Genomic DNA, 15,845 nt, shown 5'->3' on the forward strand with positions numbered 1-15,845 from the left:
CCGTTGGCGCCCGTGTCTCTCACACCTCTGTCGCGAACTCCACGAACCGCGACCACTCCTCACAGCCGACGGCGAAATGAGGGCGCGTCACATCCTTGGAGTCACGTACGCAGACGGCCTGTTCGGTGATGGCGACCTCCACGCAGCTGTCACCCTGAGTGCCGCTGTAGCTGGACTTGAACCACGCCAGTTCCGTCGTGTTCATAGCTCTCCTCGGAGTCGCTCCAGCAGGCCACGCGAGTCCTTGGGGTTCAGGGCCTGCGAGCGCAGTGTGTCATAGCGCTGGCAGAGGAAGCTCACCTCTTTCGGGTCGGAAATCAGTCGGCCGTTCTGCTGTCCCTCCGAGTACGCGAGTCGCCGCTGTCGAGGCGTCTCCAAGAGCTGTACAGGACCGTCCAGGCAAGCGTGGAACTCAGTATTCAGCGGCATGACCTGAAGCGTCACGTTGCGCGGAGCAGTCAGCTCCAATACGTGGTCAATCAGCTCCCTCATGACCGGAGGCCCGCCCAGCTGACGCCTGAAGACGAACTCCTCGACGATGAAGCTGAACACGGCATTTGGCCGCTCCCCGAGCAACTTCTGGCGCTCAAGACGTGCCCTGACCTGGTCCTCCAACTGCCCGTCCGTCAGTGGCGGAATGGCATTGTCGAACACAGCCCGCGCATACCCCTCCGACTGCAACAACCCCGGCACCAGCCGGCACTCGTACGTGCACAGGCTCACCGCCACCCGCTCCAGCCGAGCCCACTGCCGGAACCACGCCGCGAGTCCGACATCCCCGCGTCCCCGTGTCACGTACTTCGACGCCTTCCGCAGCGCCCCCGTGTTCCCCAGCGTATCCTCCGACCGCTCCACCAACGCCACGTCTGGCATCCGGCGCCCCAACTCCACGGACTCCACCGTGTGCTTGGAGAAGCTGACCAGGTTCGCGAACTCGGTTCTGCTGTACCCCGCGTGCTCGCGCAGTGCCTGCATGACCGCCCCGAACGTCCGCAGGCTGTCCGAGGGATCGGGCTCCCGGTCCGCCTCGCCGCACGACACGTCTTCGTCGTCCACCACACCGCCGTCGGTCATCCGCGGCCACCTCCGGTTCCATACCCGCGCTGTTCGCCGTCCCACAGTCGACGACACTCAGCGTGACGTATGAACCGTCGTACCGTCCACGGAATGTGCCCGTACGCTGACGCAACGTACGGACCGCACCTCTGGAACGCGCCCCCGTGCACCCGTCACCGTGGCCTCATGAGCGCAATCACACCCCAACTTCCCTCCACCGTACATACGTTCGTGCAGCTCCTGTCGTCCACCCGTCGCGGAGCCCGGCTCGCCCGCCTCCTCGCCTGCGAGCAGTTCCGCGCGTGGCCGATGTCACCCGGCGTCACCGAACGCGCCGAGCAGATCGTGGCCGAACTCGCCACCAACGCCGCCCTGCACGGTCGGGTTGGCAGCCGCGACTTCCGGCTCGCCCTCACCCTCGACACGGCGGCCGGCTTGCTCCGCATCGCCGTCACCGATGCCCGGGGCGAGCGCCTCCCGTCGCCGCCTGCGGATTGCGGAACGCCCCTGGACGCCGAGTCCGGCCGCGGCCTGCTCCTGGTCACCACCCTCGCCGACCGCTGGGGCGTCGAGCCGTACCCGCCCGGCGGCAAGACGGTCTGGGCCGAGTGCGCCTGCAAGACCCCCGGCCCGGACTCGCACAGCGGGCGGCTCTAACCGCGACGGCTGGGCGTGGGGGGGGCGGTCAGGGGCGTGACGAGGCGGAGTGCGCCGGTGCGGCGCCCCTGGGAGGTGCCGACGGTGATCTCGCAGTCGATGGGGCGGGCCGCAACGGCTCCGAGCCTCGACAGGTAGGGAGCTGTCGGGGAAACACTCCAGAACTGGCAGCCCGAGTGGGAGACTTGGGGCCTAACGACCTAAGGAGCTCAAGGTATGACAACAGGCGCCCACGACGGACCGGTTCCGGCAGAAGACGGACGTGGGCAGCGAGTCCTCGACCTCCTGGACAAGGCAATCGACAGCCAGAGCGTACTGGTGCGCAAGAACATCGCCCGGGCCCGCCAGCGGAACCCGGAGGCGACACCGGCACAGGTGATCCGCAACCTGGAGCGGATGTACGTCAGCGCCTTGACCGGGACGGGTGCCGCGGTTGGAGGAGTTGCAGCCGCGCCCGGCGTCGGCACGGGAGTCGCTCTGGCACTGTCGGCAGGCGAGACTCTCTCGTCTCTTGAACTGAGCGCCCTCTTCGCGCTCTCGCTCGCCGAAATCCACGGAGTCCCCATCGACGAGGTCGAGCGCCGCCGGACGATCGTCATGGGAATCATGCTCGGCGGGAGCGGCTCCGCCACCATCACCAAGGTCGCCGAGCGTACGGGGCAACACTGGGGACGTCAGATTGTCGCCAAGGTGCCAGTCGAGACGTTGCGTCAGATCAACAAGATCCTGGGGAAGAACTTCATCACGAAGTTCGGGACCAAGCAGGGAATCATCGTTCTCGGTCGAGTGGCACCCTTCGGTATCGGCGCTGTGATTGGTGGTGGCGCCAACGCTGCTCTCGCCACTCTGGCGGTGAGGGCCGGTCGTCGCGCCTTTGGCCCACCCCCGACGTCGTGGCCATGGCTGACGCACAGCACACCGCCGAAGTCCGAGAACTCGCCTGACTGACCCTCGGCGCAACCCAAGGGGGTGCTTGTGGGCGGCGGAGGGTTCAACCGCACGTGTGTGAAGTGCCGCAACTCCATCGAGGTAGACCAGGACGGCCGGGTGGTCGCCCATGACAGGCTGGTGAGCCATTTCCCCTGCCATGCCTCCGGTCAGCTCGCGGCACTCGTGTCGGTCGAGTGGGGGCCCGGACCTCGGCGTAGCCGGCAGATTGCGGGTGGGGGCGAAGGACGCAGGCGTGACCGACGGAAGACAACCGAGTACCTCAAGCCCCCTGAGTGGCTGCCGAATTATCGGGGTGAGCACCTGCCGACAATCGGCTTGCCCGCCAACGGGTGGTTCAGTGTCTGGTTCCCGGCTCACACGATGTGGGAGCACGAACGGAAACTCTCCGGCTGGGTCGGAAGCGATCGATCGTTCCGGTGGGACGGCCGCGTGGAGTGTTGGACGGTTGCCAGCGCTCACTTCCCTCGCATAAGCCGGGAGCTGCTCCGCAGGCACCCGAGCGTCCTCATCGGCCGTGAGTACAACCCGCGTGAAAGGTGCAACTCGTCCTGCCAGAACGCCCAGGGCTTTCTGTGTACCTGCTCCTGTCGTGCCAAGTACCACGGCCGTGGTAAATGGCGAAGCGGGTGGAGGACCCTCGGCGAGTTCAGCGGTCGGCGCGGGGGGAGGCCGTGGCACTGGACGGCCATTGCCGTTGCCGGCTGATCGCTTCGGCACCCGCTCGCGGAGTAAGCCTGCGCAGGGCCGAGCCCCGCGCCCCGCGCCTGCCGCCGGAGCCCGTGCACCGCCCTGCGCAGCCATCCGGACGGGACGGGGCGTGGCTCTCGGCCATCAGACAGCGACCACGTGCACGTCCGTCGGCGCGAGGACCGTCAGGTAGGCGTGGATGTCCCCCGGGTCGGTGGTGAAGATGACCGCGCTGCCGTGTCGGGCCGCTGCCAACGCCACCCAGGCGTCCACCGCGTCCGGCCGCTTCTTCGTCGGCAGGGCCGCCTGCCCCAGAGCGGTGCCGATGCGCCGCCAGTCCGTGAGGTCCGGGCCCGTCGCGCAGGCCAGACACTCCGGACGGCCCGCCTTCGTCTCACGCATGGGCGGCTCGGACGTGCGGGCCTGAGGGACCACGCAGTCCTTCAGGACGCCGGACAGGGCGTGCACCAGCGACGGCTGGGGGCGCCACACCTGGGCGAGGACCGGTCCGAGCACCAACGCCCGGTGCGGGACCGCGCGCAGCCCCTCGTGGAGAGCGACCGCCTTCGCCTTGCGGTCGGCGAGTGCGATGAGCATGCCCGTGTCGTAGACCGGCACCCGTGCGCTCACGCGGCGTGTCCCTGACGGCGGCCTTGCCGGTCCCGGCCGTGGACGAGGCCCAGGGCTTCCTCGACCTCGCGGCGTTCCTGCTCCGTCAGTTCCGCGGCCGGTTCCGGGGCGGGTTCGGCGGGCAGTCCGTCGGCTGCCTGCTCCGCGCGGGCGATGAGTGCGTCCACCTCGGCGAACTGTTCCTCTATGGCATCGCTCTCGGCCATCTGGCGCGTTGCGGCATGCACCAGGTAGGCCGAGACGTCCATGCCCGCCCGTTCCGCGTGCTGCCTGATGCGATCGGCCTGGTCCTGCTCCAAGCTGATGGTGATGCGCGTCTTTGCCACGAAGGCATCGTAATACGCGTATGACGACAGTGCGAGTGTGGTGGAGGTGGGCCGCTGGGGACGCCTCCCTCTCCCCGGCGCCCCCCTTCCGTACCGGCCCCCCGCCTACCGGCGTCCGCCACCCGCCCCGCGCGGAGGACCTGGGGTCCGGCAGCGATCAGTCACTGCGTCCGGGCGCCAAAGCTCCGATCACCCGCTCGACGTCGTCCCGCCACGCACACAACTCCCCCTGCGTGGGAGCCAGTTCGTACCCGTGGTAGTGGCAGGCCCGGCTGAGGCCGGCCCAGGTCGCCGACCAGCGGCGGGCCGTGTCGGGGTCGGCGTAGGACTCCAGGCACAGGGCCTGGGCGTGCGGCGGGCAGCGGGCCAGCTGCGGTTTGCGGGCGTGCCAGTAGCGGCGCAGGGCCTCTTCGAGGGCGTGGCGCAGCAGGAGTGCCACGGCGCGCGGCCAGACGCCCGTGGTGGAGGCGGTGGCCGTGCCGAGCAACCGGTCCGCGCCCGCGAGCAGTTCCTCGGGCGTCGAGGTGGACGGCGGCGGGGGCGGCAGGGCTGCGGGGAGCCGGGGCGGGAGTGCGGACGGTACGGGTGTGGCCGGGCGGATCGTGGTCACAGGGATCGCACCGCCTTGGCAAGGTCCGCGGTGCGGCGGATGATCTCCTCCGCGTCGTCGACGGGCACGGCTTCGTGGGAGCCCCTGTTGCACCAGCGGATGTGGTCGGTGGCCTGCTGGCCGTAGGCCCGGGTGAGGTCGGTCATGGTCTCGCCCACCCGGTCGGTCTCCCCGTAGAGGGCGAGGGAGGCCAGTTCGGTGAGCTTGTGGGCCTTGGCGATGCGCTGCTCGATCTCGGCGTGCGGCAGGCCCGTGCCGAGGAGTCGGCGTCGGGCCGGTTCGAGGAAGGCGGCCTCCAGGGCGGTGCGGCACAGGCCGGGCAGAACCCGCGCTACGACGTCGCCGGGCAGGTCGCGGGTCCTGGCGAGCGCCTTCGCGTCGTACAGGGCCTGCTTGACGGGGTCGTCGCCGGAGCGGACACGTACGGCGGAGTGCTCACGGCGGTCGACGGTGAGGACGGTGGCGGGCAGCCGCAGGTACTTCAGGGCCTGTGGCAGGCGGGTGTCGTGCGTGAACACGACGACCTGGCGGTGTTCGGCGAGGAGTGCGAGGACGCGGGCGAGGCCGTCCACCTTGGCGGGGTCCATGGACTGCACCGGGTCGTCGATGACCAGGAACCGGAAGGGGTTCTCCGGCAGGAAGGTGCGCGGAAGGAAGAGGGAGAGGGCGAGGGAGTGCAGTTCTCCCTGGCTCATCACGCCGAGTGCGGGGGCGTCGATGTCGTCGACGGTCACGTCGAGGGCGACCTTGCGCTGGGTTGCGGAGCCGCTCAGGCGGACCGGGCCGAGGGCGACGTTGCTCTGCTGGCGCAGGTTGGACCAGATGCGCTGGGCGTCCTCGGCGATGGGCCGCATCCGGTCGGCCCGGATCTCGTCGTGGGCGGCCTTGAGCCATTTCTGGGCGGCCTTGACGCGGGCCAGGCGCGGGATCGCCCGCTCGGCGGCATGTGCCTTGTCGAGCCAGGCCGCGAGCGCCCGTGCGGCGTCACGCCAGGCGTCGTCCTGGTCGGCGAGGCGCCCTGCGGCCTCCTGACGGGTGACACGCGCGGCGTCTGCCGCGGTCCGTGCGGCGTTCTCCGCGACGGACGCCAGTGCGGCCGGGTCGGAGACGGTACGGCACCGCAGCCAGTCGTCCCAGGCGGCGGCAATCTCGGGCGGCAGCCAGCCCGGAGGCGGCACGGCGAGATCACGGACGGCCTGGCCGGCCGAGTGAAGTTCCCGGCGTGCGGTGAGGGCCTGTTCGGCCTCGGCGCGCAGGAGGCGTTCCTGCTCGGCCGCCTCCAGCGCCCAGTCCTCGTCCAGCCGTGCCGCGCCACCGCACACGGGACAGGTTGCGAGTTCGGGGTGGGCGCGGTGGTGGGCGAGAGCGCGGGCGAGAAGTTCGGCACGTTGTAGCGCGTCCTCTGCGGAGGTGCCCCGCAGGTCCTCGGCAGCGGCGATCGTCTCGCGCAGCCGGGCCACAGCCGTGGCCACCGCCTCGGTGTCGGGTCCGGTCAGGGTGGAGCGGCGGCGCAGGTCGAACAGGAGTGACTCGTCCGCCGCACCCGTCCCGGCGGCCAGTTCGGCCGCCCGCGCGAGGTCCGGGCGCCGCCCGTCGAGTGCCGAACGAGCGGCCCGGGCGCGAGGGTCCTCGGTGTTCTCCAACAGGGCGAGCAGGGCGGAGAGTTCAGCCTTGGCTTCCTTCGCGGGCGCGTCGTACTCGCGGGCCAGGTCGCGCAGCCGCTTGTCTGCGGCGGCGAGCTCCTCCAGGCCGAGGATGGAGGCGACGGCGTCGTACATCTCGCTGGGCCTGCCGCCGATGACCTGGCCGAGTTCGGAGTACGACAGGAAGGGACGGTAGGTCGCCAGGTCTTCCTGCCAGCCGAGGTCCGGGAGCGGAACGGGGTCGTGGCCGGGCCGGTCGAGTTCGGCGGCGGAGTCGGCGACGTCGTCTCCGTGCCACGTGCGCAGCACAGTGGCGGACTCCGGGTCGCCGTCGATGCGCAACTCCACGGCGATCTGCGGCTCCTGGCCGTGGTGAAGGTTGCGCCAGCTTCTGCGCCAGATGTCACTGCGGCCGCGCCAGCGGGCGTTGTCGCCGGTCAGCGCGATCTCGGTGGCTTCCGCGAAGCTCGACTTGCCGGAGCCGTTGCGGCCGGTGACCAGTGTGAGCCCCGGGCCGGGGGTGAGCGGGAGGCGTGTGGTCCGGCCGATGCCGCGGAATCCGCTGACTGTGACGGACTGCAGATAGGCGCCCGGCATCCGTCCGCGAACCGGTCCGTCGTCCTGGAAGGCGTTGAGCAGGTCGGCCTTGGCGTCCTCGTCGAGATCCGAGGCGGCGAGCCGTTCGGCGATGAGGAGAGCGAGGGTGCCGGGGGCCGTCGGCTGCCCGGCGGACTGCTGTGCGGGGGACGGGTCCGGAGCGGAATCGGCGGATTCGGGCATGGCGTGAACTCCCGTGGAAGCGACGGCTGCGGAGCCAGCGGTCGGACAGACGTACGGAGGCAGCGCAGCGTGATGGTCACGGGCCGCACAGAAGCGTCGGCGTGACGTGTGGGGCGTGAGCTGGGGATGACCCTAGCCCAGACACCCACAAGAATGGAAGTCATTGGAATTGTTTGGAAATCACTGGGATCGGCAAGCAGGGGACCGCGAAGCCTCTCGCCCCGCGCCTACAGGCGCCACTCCTCAGCGAGCACGCCGACCAGTTCGTCCTGCCTCGCCCTCAGCAGCCCGGGGCTCCACTCGGCATGCTGAAGCACCTGGCTCGTCAGCGCGAAGGGGACCACTCCCCCGCGGCCGGTGAAGTACTTGGCCTTCTTCTCGGCGAAGTCGTAGTTCTGGGCGGCCGAGTTCTTCGCACGGTTCAGCAGGACCAGGTTGCCCAGGCGATGCGTCCACCGTGCGCGCTGCTCCTCGTCGAACAAGGCGGTCCACCGCGATCCGGAACCCGGGTTCTGCGGCAGAACATGCTCGACGGTGATGAGCCCATGGTTGTAGGTCACCCCCTGCCCACGCGCCAGCAACTCATCGAGCCGAAGGAGCACGTACTTGCGGATCTTGCCGACGAGATAGAGATCGCCGTCGAGCCTGGCGCGGGTGTCCGCCTTCTCGTCGTCCGTCAGCTCGAGTGCGGGGGAATCGAGACCCTGTCCTTCATCGAGTTGCCGGAGCAGTTCGGCATAGCGTCTGACCCGAGGGGTGGTGTACTCGCGGCGGATGAACAGACTTGCCGACAGCCGCTCCAGCGCCCGCATGAACGCGTCGAGCCAGGCCGGATCGTGCTCGTGGTAGCGCAGCGCCCAGAGAGCGGCGGGCCGCCAGTCGTTGTTGTCGACTTGCTGGAGCCTCCGGAACCAGGCGTTGACCGCGTCCGCGCCCGATGCGGACTCGTAACGCGCCTCCCGGATCCTGGCGTACGCGTCGGCGTACGGCCGGACGACATCGTGGACGAAGACCTCGGCCTTGCCGGGAAGGTAGTGGCTGAGCACCTGCTCCGGGAATTCCTTGAGCAGCTCCTGTTCAGCGCGCTTCTTGGCGAAGATCATCCGCAGGTGGAGGAAGAGCTCGGCGAAGTCGTCGCGCCCGAGCATCTCCTCGGCGTCCTCCCAGACGGTGGCGCACTCGTCGGACGCCTCCGGTCCGAGATCACCGATTATGCGTGACTTGAAGATGTCGGTCGGGGACAGGTCCAGCCCCCGGGAGTTCATGACACTGAAGATCCGATGTGCGCTGTCGAGGTCGGGGGTACTGACGACGACCAGAAACGTCCGCTCGGCGAGCATCTGAGACAGCTTCAGCCGGTCCTCCTCAGGCGATGCCGAGAGGCTGCGGTGCAGGACTGTCGCGTTGCGGAGGATGGCCTTCTGCGCATCGGTGCGCAGGGCGTCCTCCTTGAGCGTCAGCAGAGTGCCTACCGCGTCTTTCGTCTGCACGTACTTCCCGAAGAAGTCCGCGTCGCGACTCCGCAGGGTAAGCCGCGGTCTCGGCGCGAGACCACGGATCTTGGCGCCCGGCTCCATCACCAGCCTGTCGAGGTCGCTGCGCAGTTCCGGATCCTCGGTGAGATCACGCAGGACCGACAGGAGGATGGTCAGGGTCGTGAGGCGCTGCTGGCCGTCGATGACGTCCGCCCTCGGAGCCCCTCCGTTCTTGACGAGCACGACAGATCCAAGGAAGTACGGTTCGTCCGTCCCTCGGTCCAGGGCTTCCTGCAGGTCTGTCAGCAGTTGAACCGCCTGCTCCTCCTGCCACGCGTAGGGGCGCTGGTAGTCGGGGATCTGAAAGTCGTAGTCACTGCTGAACACCTTGTGCAGGGGCATCTCATGCGCCTCAAGCTTTTGCATGCCCCCGATGATGGCGGAAAGGCCGAGCTTCCCGGCACCCGGTCGGCTCAGCTTCCTTCGATCCGGCAGCGGCCTCGTCGGTGCGGGGACCGCCCCACGCCCGAACGAGGTGTCTACCGCACAGTCACGCTTGGGAAAGCGGAACCCATCGGGCTGGCTGGGCAGCTGCCAGGGGCGGCGGAGGTCTTCGGCAAGCGGGCGTGACGGGGGTCGGGTGTGGACGGCGATGACCGGCCGGACCCACGGGTCGGCGGTCTGCGGGGCGCATATCACATCCACACCGCGCCTGACACGGCCGATTACACCCGTGACCTGGACGACTGCCCTCGTTCCGCTGGAACGACACCCGTCCCGAACTGCTCGGCGCCGAAACTCGACCGCCCCGAAGCCGGCTATGCCATGGGAAGTTGTCAACCGTAAAGCGGGAAGACGAAACCGCCCACGGCACCCACCGAGTCATGACCCTGATCCTCGACATCTACGACCTCATGGCCGAGGATCAACAATCCAATACCCCTACCCGCCCATTCTCGCCCCCGGCCAGAACCCCCACGCACCCCGCCTGAGCACCCCACCGGCGCGCTGCAAGCGAACCGCAGCGCGGCGTACTCGGCGATTCAAACCGCCCACCCATCACACCGCGCAGGCAGCCGCCCTTGGAACCCCGTAATTACCGCATGGTCGTCTCGACCACGAAGGACTTCGTCACGGCCTCCGCCGAAGCCGACCGCCAACTCGCGCTTGCCGCGTGCCGGGACTATGCGCAGGTAGGCCTCGCTCGGCTCCTTGGGGGCACCGGCGAACCAAGTGGAAGGCGAAGGTCACCCACTCATGGGCCCTGCTTTATCCCAGTCGGGACCAGGCTAGCCAGCATGGCCTGAGTCTCGGGATCGGTTGAGTAGAGTACGGTACCGACCATCCCCCGCGTGAGTAGCACTTTGTAGGTATTTCGAATAAGGCGTCCGAAGGCTTCTGGCTCCGCCTTTTTCACGGCGTGGTCCTTGCTCTCTCTAGGAGCAGCGCGCCACTCATTCCCGCGCCACACCAGGTCGGGACCGAAGATCATTCCGTTCCAGGTGTACTCGAATCCTTGGGCCGTGTAAATGCACCCGATCTGCCCGAAGCCTGACGGATCAGTGGCCCACAGCGAAGAAACGGGTGCCCCTCCGACTGGTTGCTCACTTCTAAGGTTCCAGGGCCTGCGCCATTCCCCAATAACCACGTCGTCGACGAGGCTGCCGTCAATCCGCGGATCGCTCCACTGCCAGCAGAATCCTGCCGTCATGCGAGAGGTGTAGCCGGCTTCCTGCTGGCCGCGTAGGTAGCCCTCCATCCCTTGGGGCGATTCGGCGACGAGTAACTCGAAATCTTCCTCGGGCTGCCACTGAATCGGACCACCGGGCTCAAGGCCGAGGAGACGGAGGACCCAATGTTCGTAGGCACGGCTCCCGCCGCACCGGAACTGGCTGTTGAGATCGACATGGCGAACAATGCACCCGCGCGCGTGAGCAGCCTCGTCGATGGTCTCGACACTTCCCATCTCCCCGGGTCTCACGACCTGATGCTCGTCGATCAGGAAGACGGGGACCCTGGCTGCGTCGATGAGTTCCTCCACTTGGCTTCGACCGCTCCGATGCCCGGCGTGCGCGCCCTGCCTCGACGACCGCTGGCGAATGCGGTGGGCTTCATCACAGATCAAGACGTCCAGCCCGTTTCGTTCAGCACTTGTGAAGTCGAAGAAATAACGGAAGAGCTTTGGAATTCGGCCGTTCTTAGTGCCGACGACATGCCGAAGAGTGGTAGTGAAGGACTTGGACCCGGTGGCGTGGACAACGCTTCGCCCGTTCCTCCCGAGGTGTCCCATCAGGTGCAGCGCAATGATGCTCTTACCCGAACCAGGACCCCCGGATATCACTATGACTTCCTTTTGGTCCGACTGTCGCGACAGGTCCGCCGCCCGCTTCACCAAACGCGCCGCTACCTCTTGCTCATCCATCAAGAGGAACTCACCGCCGTCGATTATCTCGGCAGCAGCGGCACGCATTAGTTGACGGCCGGGAGCACGGGGGCTATCCAGGAGATAATCACCCTCTACCGAACCATCCAGGGCAGAAAGGCGGGTCTGTAGATACTTAATAAGTTCTCCGCGGGATGTATCCGTGAAGAGTTGCGCCTTTGCGTCGGGTAATCTTAACAGTTCACTGACATCTTGATCGGCTGCGTAGTGCAGATAGGCCACGCCCGCGACGGCGCCCTCCTGATCGATCAGCACACTGGTGAAATCCTGCAGGTATTCGCAGTAGCGGCGCACCTGGGCCACGGGATGTAGAGCCGGTCGATTACCCATTCTCGCTACTAGACATAAATTGTCAGTGCCAGGAACGAGGCGCGCTTCGCTCCACTGCTTGAGTTCGACGATGACGTAGGACGGTCTGCCCGTCGCGGGGTGGGAGCCAGCAAGGATAATGTCTGCGCGAAGGCTGGTGAGGGGTAATCGGTGCTCTATCAGCACCTCGATGTCATCAAGCCCTGCATCGCACAGAACCTCTGCCAGGGCCGGGATGCTGTTCTCCCACGAGCGGCGTTCACTGGGCGACGGGTTCTGGAAGAGCACGGAGCGGTACTTCTGGGCGAGCCGCTCAGAGAGAACTCCGTCACTGCACTGATCGAACAGTGCGCGTGCGGACATGCGAAGAAGAGGCACGGAAGATCTCCGTAAGGGCGGTGGACTCGAAGGCAAGGGGCCAGCGGGGGCTTGCTCCCGGAACCCCTGAAGTGCATCTGGGCAGTCAGGCGAGCGGTAGGCGGTACTCGAAGCTCCGCGGCCTCAGGTCCTCCTCAGCCGGCGCCCAGTCATAGAGGTGCAACACCCTGCCGCCACTCGCTGTGTAGTTGTCGGTCCGCAAGTCCACCTTGATGTCACTGACCACAAATAGGTCCACGGTGTTCTGCGGGTCCCGGGCATGCTCGACCTCGTTGATCGTCAGGTCGACGCTCGTGGCCGCTCCCGTTGTGCCCTTCACCTCTACGCGACGCTCTTCCCTGTCACGGGTGCAGTGGAGGTCGTAAGGCTTGCCAAGGCGTTCGACCGTCCAGCCCTCCTCCTCGTAGTGAGCGACTGCCATGTCCTCCGCGTGCAGTTCGATGGCCTTGCGCTTCCTGGGGTCGAAGACGAAGCCCGCTCCACTGGAGGGCCGCTTCGGTGGCTTGGGCGGCTTCACCTGCTCCGCGGTGAAGCCGGGCGTGCGGTTCAGGGCCACCGTCTGCCGTTCGGACCAGTTCGCTGGGATCCCTGCCGCATCGAGCAACGGCTGCGGATCCATGTCTACGACCATGCCTATGCCTCGTTGAGTCCCCGAAACACGTATGGCGTCACTGGCGGCCATTCCAAGCGGCCCGTCCTCATCGAGACGGACGTCGTGGAGTACAGCCAACGGCTCGATGCCGAAGCGCACCGGGTACTTGATGGCGTTCTCGGCTTCCTCGTCCGGCCAGTGAGGGGCCTCTGCCTCGTAGAAGTTCTCACGTACTTCGAACAGGTACAGAGTGATCTTCTTGGTACTCCATACGTCGAGTTGTACGCGCGGACCCACTCCCGTGGCCAGCACGGCGAAGCGCGGGCGCGCGGACCGGTACTCGGGCCTCCATACAGGGAACCCCCACGACCGAGTTTCGATCCCGTACTGCAGATTGCGCTGGGTTCCGGACGCTTGGCCTACGTGGACCATCACGAACGAGGATGTCCGCGAGGGATCGTGGAGGGGAGCAGGATCGTCGCCCTTGCGGCTGTCCTCGTGCCTCGCCAAGTGCCTTCCTCCGTGACCGCCTACCTCTGCGCCGATCCCAAACGATCGACTGAGCCCATGACCATGCCACATGGCAGTCAGATTTTCACACAACTAAAGCCAGCGGTTGGCGAGTTGGCAGCACAAATCGGACACAGGACGGGAGGACACCTCAGAGGGCGTTCGAAGTGGGCAGATTGCCGTTTACGCCCTAGTACGTTCCTCGCCAGGTGGGTGTCGTCTCGTCCGTTATGCGCCTGGCGAGGTTGTCGATCGAGGCGATGTGGATCATGGTCTCGGAGCTGGCGGTGAGGGTCTCGTAGTCGCGGGCGAGGCGGCGGTGCATCATGATCCAGCCGATACTCCGCTCCACCACCCAGCGCCTTTTCACGACCTGAAAGCCGCGGCTCTCCGGATTCCGGTTGACGACTTCGACGTCGATTCCGAGGGTGGCGCCGTGCTCGACGACGGCATTCTTGAAGCCGGTGTCGACCCAGCTCTTCGAGATGGTCGGGTACATCTCCTTCGCCTGGTCGAGGAGGCGGATTCCCAGGGCGTTCTCCGAGAGGCCGGCGGCGGTGACGGTCACGGCGAGGATGAGTCCGATCGTGTCGGTGAGGATGCCCCGCTTTCGGCCCACGATCTTCTTCGCGGCGTCCGTTCCCTGGCTGGTCACGGGCACGTTGGTGGAAGTCTTCACGCTCTGCGTGTCGATCACGGATGCGGTCGGCTCGGGCTTGCGCCCCTCTTTTACTCGCGCCAGTCCGGTCAGGTCGTAGTTGAGCTGGGCGAAGATTCCTTCGTCGCGCCAGGCGGCGTAGTAGGCGTAAACGGTGCCGTGGTTCGGGAAGTCGTGCGGGAGGTATTTCCAGGGAATTCCGGTGCGGTTCACGTAGAGGATGGCGTTGAAGACGTCCCGTAAATCGACCTTGGCCGGCTGTCCGGTTGGTCTGCGGTCGAGTCGGGCCTTTCTCCAGGCCGTCAACGTCGGCTCGATCAGGGCCCATCGGGCGTCGGACAGGTCGCTGGGGTACGGCTTGCGCTCGCTCACGGCGTAGCGTGATCACGTGCGAGGCGGAGGGCTCGGTTCCGTCACTCGCTGGGCGATTCCATGGCAACTTCAAACCAGACGGACTTCCAGGCATGGAAGTGAACGAGACGGATGGCTGAGCATCCGCCCTGGAGACCATCATTCGCCGCCTATGGGATGAAGGCCCCCAAAGCAGGGCAGGGGCGAGAGCCATATTTAGGGCTTGACCTGCATAAACGCCCTCTCAGTGCCCGCTCAAGGCGCTCTGCTCAACAGGACGGCGCCCCGCGTTCACACGCACGCCCAGTGGCTCGGACCCCGAAGGCGGACCACGCCCACTTGCTGAGCAGCGTTAGAAGCCGTTGTCTTTCCGAGAGTGACGGGCGTGTTTCTGCTGGTCAGGTGTAGGGGTGGTGTTTCGGCGGGAGGGACGGGTTGTTGTGTCGTCTCTTCGGTGGAGGTGCCGGGATGCCGTCGGTGATGGGGTTGCTGGAGGAGCGTGAACGCGTCGCTCGGCAGCGGGTGGATGCTCTCCAGGCCGAGCTGCGGGAAGCGGAGGCGGTGTGGGAGCGGTTCGTGATTGCCCGTGAGACGGTGGGTGAGGTTCTGGCGGAGCCTCGCGGAGGCGAGGACGTGGCGCCGGTCGTGGTGGCCGGCGAACGGCCGGTGCAGGTCAGGCAGGCGGTGCCCGGCTCAGTGGTGCCTCACTGGGAGGAAGGGCTCGCCCCGGCGGTTCTCGCGCCGGACTACCAGCGGATCATGGACGTGCTGGCCGGCGGGAACGGGATGCGCGGGGAGGCGATGGACTGTCGTCAACTCGCGGCCGGCCTCGGGCTGGAGCCGGTCCCGGCGAAGGTGGAAGGGGTGCGGTCGAAAGCCAAGCGGCTGGCCGCGCGGGGCTGGCTGGCTGAGGAACGTCCGGGGCTGTTCAGCGTGCCCGTCGGGCGAGGCGGCGGCTCATGACTGTGCTCATCGCCCACTTGATCACTGCCTCCGAGGTGTCGGTGCGCGTCTCGTAGTCGCGGGCCAGCCGGCGTGAGTGCATCAGCCACGCGAACGTGCGCTCCACCAGCCACCTCTTCGGCAGCACGATGAAACCGCTGGTGTCGTCGCTGCGTCTGACCACGGTCAGCGCGATCCGCCATGCGTCGCGGGCGAGGTCGACCAGGCGCCCGGTGTAGCCGCCGTCGGCCCACACCCGCGTGATGCGCCAGTGCCGTTCACGCAGCCGGGCCAGGAGTGTCTGCCCCGCGTCCCGGTCGGTGACCGAGGCCGCGGTCACCGTCACGGCCAGCAGCAGTCCGAGGGTGTCCACCACGATGTGCCGCTTGCGGCCGTTGACCTTCTTCCCGCCGTCGAAGCCCCTGGTCGCGCCCGGCACCGACGCGGCTGCCCTCACCGACTGCGCATCGATGACGCCGGCCGTCGGCTCCGGGTCCCGGCCCTCAGCCCGGCGGACCCGGTCGCGCAGCCGGTCGTGGAACTCGGCGGTCAGGCCCTTGTCCCGCCAGCGCCGGAAGAAGGCGTAGACGCGGTCCCACGCGGGAAAGTCCGCAGGCATCGCCCGCCAGGTGATACCGCCCGCGACCAGATAGCGCACCGCGTCGACCATCTGCCGGTGGCAATAGCTCTCCGGTTGCCCGCCACGGCCCTCCAGCCAGCCGGGAACCGGCATCGCCTCACGTACGACGGCCCACTCCGCGTCGCTCATGTCGGACGGATACTTCGGTCGCCTGTACGGCCGGTCCCTGGCGTTCCCGAACCGGTGTGCGAGGCAATCACACTCCAG

Annotated in this window: 14 protein-coding genes; 3 read left to right on the forward strand and 11 right to left on the reverse strand. The window is 67.4% G+C overall.

Annotated features, from left to right (window positions below; genetic code table 11):
- Positions 1-19 precede the first annotated feature (19 nt).
- Both OG858_RS13280 and OG858_RS13285 read right to left on the reverse strand, forming a co-directional pair.
- Positions 20-205, reverse strand: coding sequence for a DUF397 domain-containing protein (locus tag OG858_RS13280; RefSeq protein WP_328544873.1), 186 nt, complete (start codon positions 203-205; stop codon positions 20-22).
- Positions 202-1,074 (reverse strand): helix-turn-helix domain-containing protein, encoded by an 873-nt coding sequence (locus tag OG858_RS13285; RefSeq protein WP_328544872.1) that lies wholly within the window; start codon positions 1,072-1,074, stop codon positions 202-204. Before OG858_RS13285 ends, OG858_RS13280 begins: the two co-directional genes overlap by 4 nt.
- 168 nt (positions 1,075-1,242) lie before the next feature.
- Between OG858_RS13285 and OG858_RS13290 the strand changes: the two genes are divergently transcribed.
- Positions 1,243-1,713 (forward strand): ATP-binding protein, encoded by a 471-nt coding sequence (locus OG858_RS13290; RefSeq protein ID WP_328544871.1) that lies wholly within the window; start codon positions 1,243-1,245, stop codon positions 1,711-1,713.
- Positions 1,714-1,929: 216 nt separating this feature from the next.
- Entirely contained in the window at positions 1,930-2,661 is a 732-nt protein-coding gene (locus tag OG858_RS13295) for a hypothetical protein (protein ID WP_328544870.1), read from the forward strand.
- 834 nt (positions 2,662-3,495) lie between these two features.
- On the opposite strand, the gene OG858_RS13300 is transcribed toward OG858_RS13295, so the two are convergent.
- The 8 genes from OG858_RS13300 to OG858_RS13335 all read right to left on the reverse strand — a co-directional run bounded on the left by OG858_RS13300 (position 3,496) and on the right by OG858_RS13335 (position 14,077).
- Positions 3,496-3,981, reverse strand: coding sequence for a hypothetical protein (locus OG858_RS13300; protein ID WP_328544869.1), 486 nt, complete (start codon positions 3,979-3,981; stop codon positions 3,496-3,498).
- Positions 3,978-4,307 (reverse strand): plasmid mobilization protein, encoded by a 330-nt coding sequence (locus tag OG858_RS13305; RefSeq protein ID WP_328544868.1) that lies wholly within the window; start codon positions 4,305-4,307, stop codon positions 3,978-3,980. Before OG858_RS13305 ends, OG858_RS13300 begins: the two co-directional genes overlap by 4 nt.
- Before the next feature lie 157 nt (positions 4,308-4,464).
- On the reverse strand, positions 4,465-4,917 hold the full coding sequence (locus tag OG858_RS13310; RefSeq protein WP_328544867.1) for a hypothetical protein: 453 nt from the start codon (positions 4,915-4,917) through the stop codon (positions 4,465-4,467).
- Positions 4,914-7,340, reverse strand: coding sequence for an AAA family ATPase (locus tag OG858_RS13315; RefSeq protein ID WP_328544866.1), 2,427 nt, complete (start codon positions 7,338-7,340; stop codon positions 4,914-4,916). The genes OG858_RS13310 and OG858_RS13315 overlap by 4 nt, the downstream gene beginning before the upstream one ends.
- A gap of 227 nt (positions 7,341-7,567) precedes the next feature.
- On the reverse strand, positions 7,568-9,241 hold the full coding sequence (locus OG858_RS13320; RefSeq protein ID WP_328544865.1) for a DUF262 domain-containing protein: 1,674 nt from the start codon (positions 9,239-9,241) through the stop codon (positions 7,568-7,570).
- 829 nt (positions 9,242-10,070) lie between these two features.
- Positions 10,071-11,930, reverse strand: coding sequence for a DUF2075 domain-containing protein (locus OG858_RS13325; RefSeq protein ID WP_328544864.1), 1,860 nt, complete (start codon positions 11,928-11,930; stop codon positions 10,071-10,073).
- A 100-nt stretch (positions 11,931-12,030) separates the two neighbouring features.
- Positions 12,031-13,047: a protein NO VEIN domain-containing protein gene (locus tag OG858_RS13330; protein WP_328544863.1), complete on the reverse strand. Its 1,017-nt coding sequence runs from the start codon at positions 13,045-13,047 to the stop codon at positions 12,031-12,033.
- A gap of 190 nt (positions 13,048-13,237) precedes the next feature.
- The gene (locus OG858_RS13335; RefSeq protein ID WP_328544862.1) at positions 13,238-14,077 is read right to left on the reverse strand and encodes an IS5 family transposase; all 840 of its coding nucleotides are present in this window, start codon (positions 14,075-14,077) and stop codon (positions 13,238-13,240) included.
- Between the two features lie 447 nt (positions 14,078-14,524).
- Here OG858_RS13335 and OG858_RS13340 point away from each other — a divergent pair, with 447 nt between their 5' ends.
- On the forward strand, positions 14,525-15,019 hold the full coding sequence (locus tag OG858_RS13340; protein ID WP_179201440.1) for a hypothetical protein: 495 nt from the start codon (positions 14,525-14,527) through the stop codon (positions 15,017-15,019).
- Here OG858_RS13340 and OG858_RS13345 read toward each other — a convergent pair.
- Positions 14,985-15,767, reverse strand: a complete 783-nt coding sequence (locus tag OG858_RS13345) for an IS5 family transposase (protein WP_086753550.1) — start codon at positions 15,765-15,767, stop codon at positions 14,985-14,987. The two genes, OG858_RS13340 and OG858_RS13345, sit on opposite strands and share 35 nt — an antisense overlap.
- Between the last annotated feature and the right edge of the window lie 78 nt (positions 15,768-15,845).

Source organism: Streptomyces europaeiscabiei (assembly GCF_036346855.1).
Taxonomy (GTDB): domain Bacteria; phylum Actinomycetota; class Actinomycetes; order Streptomycetales; family Streptomycetaceae; genus Streptomyces; species Streptomyces europaeiscabiei.

Coding starts and splice junctions, on each gene's coding strand:
- OG858_RS13280 (WP_328544873.1), bottom strand. CDS start 205: ATGAACACGACGGAACTGGCGTGGTTCAAGTCCAGCTACAGCGGCACT.
- OG858_RS13285 (WP_328544872.1), bottom strand. CDS start 1,074: ATGACCGACGGCGGTGTGGTGGACGACGAAGACGTGTCGTGCGGCGAG.
- OG858_RS13290 (WP_328544871.1), top strand. CDS start 1,243: ATGAGCGCAATCACACCCCAACTTCCCTCCACCGTACATACGTTCGTG.
- OG858_RS13295 (WP_328544870.1), top strand. CDS start 1,930: ATGACAACAGGCGCCCACGACGGACCGGTTCCGGCAGAAGACGGACGT.
- OG858_RS13315 (WP_328544866.1), bottom strand. CDS start 7,340: ATGCCCGAATCCGCCGATTCCGCTCCGGACCCGTCCCCCGCACAGCAG.
- OG858_RS13320 (WP_328544865.1), bottom strand. CDS start 9,241: ATGCAAAAGCTTGAGGCGCATGAGATGCCCCTGCACAAGGTGTTCAGC.
- OG858_RS13325 (WP_328544864.1), bottom strand. CDS start 11,930: ATGTCCGCACGCGCACTGTTCGATCAGTGCAGTGACGGAGTTCTCTCT.
- OG858_RS13340 (WP_179201440.1), top strand. CDS start 14,525: ATGCCGTCGGTGATGGGGTTGCTGGAGGAGCGTGAACGCGTCGCTCGG.
- OG858_RS13345 (WP_086753550.1), bottom strand. CDS start 15,767: ATGAGCGACGCGGAGTGGGCCGTCGTACGTGAGGCGATGCCGGTTCCC.